Source organism: Oryzihumus sp. (assembly GCF_036391795.1).
Taxonomy (GTDB): domain Bacteria; phylum Actinomycetota; class Actinomycetes; order Actinomycetales; family Dermatophilaceae; genus Oryzihumus.
In genome coordinates, this window is the sequence record NZ_DASVZH010000012.1 from 1 (window position 1) to 5,459 (window position 5,459).

Here is a 5,459-nt window from a genome sequence, read left to right on the forward strand (position 1 = left end):
GGGCTGGCCACCGCAACCGCGGCACCGCAGGATGCGGGCACGCGGTATGCCGTGGGGCTTGGTCCGGCGCTGACCCTGCTGCGGTCTGCCCTCGGCGCCCGGCCCCCGCACCTGCGGGGTGCACGGCGTCCGCGACCTCGGCCGCACACCGCGGGCACCAGGCGGAACCCGGGCGGGCGCACCCGCCGCAGCTGCGCGGCAGCGCCAGCTCGGCGAGGGCGCTGAGGGCAGACCGCAGGAGGGGCAGCGCCGGACCGGGCCCCACGGCATACCGCATGCCCGCATCGTGCGGTGCCGCAGTTGCGGTGGCCAGCCCCCGGGTGCAGCCTGTGGACGATGGGGAGGGGGCCGCAGGGGCATGGGGAAATCGGGCGGATCGAGCATTGGCCGGACACGGAGCCGGTCCACGCGTCACCATGAGACCGGAAGCCGACTGCCGCGGTGCCTACTCCGGGGGTGACCTGAGGACGTGCTGAACCCATGAGCGCACCCGGGGTCCCCCATGCCCAGGCACAGCCGCCCGAGAGCCCTGCCTCAGTGGCCGAGCGCCTCGTCGACGAGGTCGCCGAGCACCTGACCGGGAGCCGCCTGGCGCTGCTGGCCGGCGCCGGCGACTCCCCCGCGGTCGTCCTGGCCCTCGTCGGGGCCGAGCAGGCACCGTGGCCGGATCCCCGCCACGACGACTCCCCGCTGGGCCGGGTGTGGCGCGGCGCGACCGCCACGACCGGCACCTGGGCGGCTCCCGGGGGCTCCCGGTCGATGGTCGTGGTGCCGCTCGAGGCCGAGGAGGGACGGTGCGGCGTGCTCGTGGCCGACCGCGACGCGGCCGTGCCGTTCGACGTCGCCGACCTCGCGTTCGCCGCCGGCGCCACCCACCGCCTCACCCCGGCCCTGGCCCACGCGCTGGAGGTCGCCGCGCTCGCCGAGCGGGAGGCGCACGACGAACGCGTCCGTCTGGCGCAGGAGCTGCACGACGGCCTCGCCCAGGAGCTCGTGGCGCTGGGCTACCGGATCGACTTCACGCGCCGGCAGGTGGACCGCTCCGACCCGACGCTGGCCGGCCCGCTGCACGAGGCCCGCGACGAGCTGAGCCGCATCCTCGCTGACCTGCGGCTGAAGATGGCCGACCTGCAGGCGTCCGTGGACCCCGACGGCGGTCTGGCCCCCGCACTGCGCAGCCGGCTCGAGCAGTTCGCCGAGATCACCGGCCTGGAGGTGCACGTCGAGGTCGACGACGACGGGCTGGCGCTGGCCCCCACGGTGCAGGACCAGCTGTTCCGGTTCGTGCTCGACCTGCTCGCCGACGCGCGGCACGCCCGCGGCGCCACCCGGCTGGAGCTGGCCGTGAAGGTGGGCGCGCCCCAGGTGCGGCTGCGGTTCACGCACGACGGCGAGAGCTCACTCCCCTCCCGCGACTTCTCCGGACACCCCCTCGCGCAGCTCGGCGCCGTGGTATTCATCGGAGACGCGTCCCGACCAGGGGTCGAGCTCACCCTCGAGATGAGCCCGGCTGACTCCGGGACCACGGACCGCCGCCGGTCGGAAAGGATCCCGCTGCGATCATGAGCATCAACGTCGTGGTGATCGATGACCACACCCTCGTGCGCGAAGGCGTGTCCCGGGTCATCCAGGCCGAGCCCGACCTCGCGGTCATCGGCGAGGCCTCCTCCGTCGGTGACGCCCGCTCCCTGCTCGGTGCCAAGCAGCCCGACGTCATGCTGGTCGACGTCTCCCTGCCCGACGGCAGCGGACTGGGCCTGGTGCGCGCGGCGCGCGCGGCCTACCCACGCCTGGGCATCGTCGTGCTGACCATGCACAACGACGACGACACCCTGCTCGAGGCGCTGGACGCCGGTGCCACCGCCCTGGTGCTCAAGAGCGCGTCCTCCACCGAGGTCGTCGACGCGGTCCGCCGCGCCGCCACGGCCCCGGACTCCTTCACCGCGAACGGCCTGGCTGCCGCCCTGCGGCGACAGGCCAACACCACCGTGCCCAAGCTGACGCCGCGCGAGACCGAGGTGCTCGAGCGACTCGTCGACGGCGCGTCGGTCGCGGAGGTCTCCCGCGACCTGTTCATGAGCGAGTCGACGGTCAAGACCCACGTCACCAAGCTCTACGACAAGCTGGGCGCCCACAACCGGGCCGGGGCCATCATGGCCGCGGTCCGGCTCGGCCTGGTGAAGGCCGAACCGGACCGCCAGCACTGATCACTCACATGTGGCTGAACACGGCCACCAGGCGGATGATGCCGGGGCCGATGACCACGATCATCAGGACCGGGAAGATGCAGAAGATCATCGGGAAGAGGATCTTCACCGGCACCTTCTGCGCCTTCTCCTCCGCGCGCTGACGGCGCACCAGCCGCATCTGCACCGCCTGCTCGCGCAGCACGGCGCCGATCGGCAGGCCGAGCCGGTCGGCCTGGACCAGCGCCGTGATGAACGTCTTCACCTCGGCCACGTTCGTCCGCCGTGCCAGTGCCGCGAAGGCCTCACCCCGGGGTTTGCCGATCTGGATCTCCGACAGCACCCGGGCGAACTCCCCGGCCACCGGGCCGGTCGTCGACCTGGCCACCTGCTGGAGGGCGGAGTCGAAACCCTGGCCGGCCTCGACGCACACGGTCAGCATGTCGAGGGCATCGGCCAGGCCGCGACGCAGCTGGTCCTGCCGCTTGACGCCGGCGTTGTAGACGAGCAGGTCGGGCAGGAAGAACCCCGCGGTGCCGGTCAGTGCCGCCACGACGAGTCCCTGCGGGCTGAGCCCGCCGCCCAGGAGCAGCCCCAGGACCGAGAAGACCAGCAGCGCCAGGCCCTTGGCACCCAGGACCCGCTCGACGCTCCAGGCCGGCGGGTTGCCGGCCACGTCGAGCATGCGGGCCAGGCGCTCAGCCGTTCCCGAGGGCGAGAGCCGCAGGGCCAGCCGTCGAGCGCCGTCCAGTGCCGGCTTGACCAGTCGGTCGGCAGCCGGGGCGTCGTGACGCGCAGTGTCCCGGCCGAGGGTGGCACCGGTGTTGATCAGGGCCAGGCTGCGCGCGACGCCGCTGGGGCCTGCCCTGTCTACCAGGGCAACGCTGACGCAGACCAGGAGGCCCAAGCCGAACAGTCCGGCACCGACAAAAAGCAGTGAGCCGTTCATCAGACCTCCACCTGAACCACTCGACGCATCCAGACCACGCCGATGACCAGACCGATGAGTGCGCCGCCGTCCATCAGCCAACCGATCGGGTTGGACCAGAGGAGCGAGACGTAGGCGTAGTTGGAGTTGAGCATCCACAGGAACATTGCCACGGGCAGGGCGATGAGGATGTAGGCGGAGAGCCTTCCCTCCGCGGAGAGCGCCCGGACGTGCCGGTGCAGAGCCTCGCGCTCGCGCAACGTGGTCGCCGTCGTGCGCAGGGTCTCAGCCAGGTTGCCACCGACCTGCCGCTGGATCGCGACGGCCATGCCGGTCCACCGAAGGTTGTCGCTGCCCATGCGCTCGGCGACATGCTGCAGGGTCTGGTCGATGTCGGTCCCGATCCGGGCCTCCGCCAGCGCCCGCGCGAACTCCTTCGCCGCGGGTTGGGCGGCGTCCTGGGTCACGGCGTCCAGGGCCTGCAGGAGGGAGAACCCCGTAGCGAGGCTACTGGCGACGAGGGTCAGCACGTCGGGCAGCTGCTGGTCGAACTTGCGGGCGCGCCGCTTGGCTGCGAGCCGCAAGTAGGCCGACGGGCCGAAGACCCCTGAGAGGGCGCCGATGATGCCCGCGCCCACCGCCGTCAGGAATCCGGAATGGAAGAGCATCACGGCGGCGGCAGCCACGACCACCATGGCGCAGCCGCGCAGCACCGCCCACTCCCCCGGCTTGAACGACAGGTCGGCGCGCTCCAGCAACAGCGCGGTGCGGGCCGTGGACGCCCGACCGGCCGTCACCTGGTCGGCGAGGCCGACGATTTGCTCGTTGAGCGAGCTGGCTGACGGGGCCCTACCCCCCTCACCAGGTGAGGCGTGGTTGCCACTGACGTAGTCCTCGATGGAACGGACCCGTCGCTCACGTGCGGACTGCAGCGACGGGGCCAGGAGGGCGAACACGAGCCCGGCCAGGCCGAGGAACACGGCGCAGAACGCGAGCACCAGCGGGAGCGTGATGAACGAGGTTGCCGGCGCCGCGGGAGGGGCCGCGGGAGCCGACGCAGAGGGTGCCGGTCCCGGGTCCGGAGTATTGACGCCGAAGTCGACCCTGCTGGCGGCTTGGACCGGGTGGCCCGAGGCGAGAGCACTGACCGTCAGGTCCTGGGTCCCCTGGACACCTGCGGGGTCGCTGATGGACACGCGGACCTGGGAGTCGAGGATCCTGGCCGCGGCGGTGAAGGCCGCATTCACAGCCGTGGGGTTGCCCGCCGCCGCCACGCTGCCCCGCCCGGCGCTGGCCAGACCGGCCAGCACGGCACTCTGGGTCTCGTCGGTCTTGAAGGCGACCACTTCGGTGCGGGCGCCGGAGGATTTGACGTCAGCGGTGGCTTGGGCCAGCGTGTGCTGGCTTCGGGTGTCACCGCCGTCGCTGAGCAGCACCAGGCTGCGCTCGCCGCCTGTCCCCAGCTGGCGGAGCGAGAACAGCAGCGCGTCATACAGGGTGGTCTCTCCCCCCGCCTTGAGGTGACCGACCGCGGTGCGCACGGACTGACGGTCGCGGGTCGGCGCGACAACGAGCCGCGGCGCGTCCGAGAAGGACACGAGGCCCACGAGGACGTCGGAGGGGACCGTGCCGAGGAAGGCGTTCACCGCCGAAGACATTGTGGCCATGCCAGTGGTGCCCATCGACCCGCTCGTGTCGACCACCAGGACGGAGACCCGGCGCTCCTGGCTGATCGGCGTCACCGCGACCGGCGCCGAAACACCGTTGACGCGTGCGGTGATCGAGCCCGTGTCGATGCCGGCCGCCCCACCGGCACCCGGGACCGTCAGGAGTGCCGTGATGTGGCCGTCGCTGTGGCGGACGTCCGTCAGGGACCCGGGCAGCGGGGTCGGGGCAGCCACCGCCGGGCCGGCGAGGGCCGCGGAGGTCAGGAAGGCCAGGACGGTGGCGACCAGGGCCGGGCGCCGCCGTGGGCGGAAGCGCGACAGCGGGCCCGCGGGATCGATGACCCGGCTCATCGCTGGTCCCGGGAGAACATGCCGAGGGGCAGCTCGATGCCCTGGTCGCGCAGGTCCTCGGTGAACTTGGGACGTAGCCCTGTGCTGCGGAGGGCGCCCAGGAACCGGCCCTGCTCGTCACGGCCGGCGTGGAAGTCGAAGGCGAACAGGTCCTGCATGGTGATGACGTCACCCTCCATGCCCTCGACCTCGCTGATGGCGATGATCCGCCGGGTGCCGTCCTTGAGTCGCTGCTGGTGGACGATCAGGTCGATCGCGCTGGCGACCTGATCGCGGATGGCCCGCACCGGCAGCTCGATGCCCGCCATCAGCACCATGGTCTCCAGG

4 protein-coding genes and 1 pseudogene are annotated in these 5,459 nt (G+C 72.3%); 2 read left to right on the forward strand and 3 right to left on the reverse strand.

What is annotated here, in order from left to right; all coding sequences use genetic code 11:
* Positions 1–480 precede the first annotated feature (480 nt).
* Together VF825_RS00540 and VF825_RS00545 are read left to right on the forward strand one after the other, a co-directional pair.
* Entirely contained in the window at positions 481–1,566 is a 1,086-nt protein-coding gene (locus VF825_RS00540) for a sensor histidine kinase (RefSeq protein WP_331109001.1), read from the forward strand.
* On the forward strand, positions 1,563–2,207 hold the full coding sequence (locus tag VF825_RS00545) for a response regulator transcription factor (RefSeq protein WP_331109003.1): 645 nt from the start codon (positions 1,563–1,565) through the stop codon (positions 2,205–2,207). Before VF825_RS00540 ends, VF825_RS00545 begins: the two co-directional genes overlap by 4 nt.
* Before the next feature lie 4 nt (positions 2,208–2,211).
* Here VF825_RS00545 and VF825_RS00550 read toward each other — a convergent pair whose 3' ends face one another.
* From VF825_RS00550 to VF825_RS00560, 3 genes and pseudogenes are all read right to left on the reverse strand, one after another.
* Positions 2,212–3,135: a type II secretion system F family protein gene (locus VF825_RS00550; protein WP_331109005.1), complete on the reverse strand. Its 924-nt coding sequence runs from the start codon at positions 3,133–3,135 to the stop codon at positions 2,212–2,214.
* The gene (locus tag VF825_RS00555; RefSeq protein ID WP_331109007.1) at positions 3,135–5,132 is read right to left on the reverse strand and encodes a type II secretion system F family protein; all 1,998 of its coding nucleotides are present in this window, start codon (positions 5,130–5,132) and stop codon (positions 3,135–3,137) included. The genes VF825_RS00550 and VF825_RS00555 overlap by 1 nt, the downstream gene beginning before the upstream one ends.
* A pseudogene (locus VF825_RS00560) lies at positions 5,129–5,459 on the reverse strand (CpaF family protein); the annotation flags it as partial. The gene VF825_RS00555 and the pseudogene VF825_RS00560, both read right to left, overlap by 4 nt.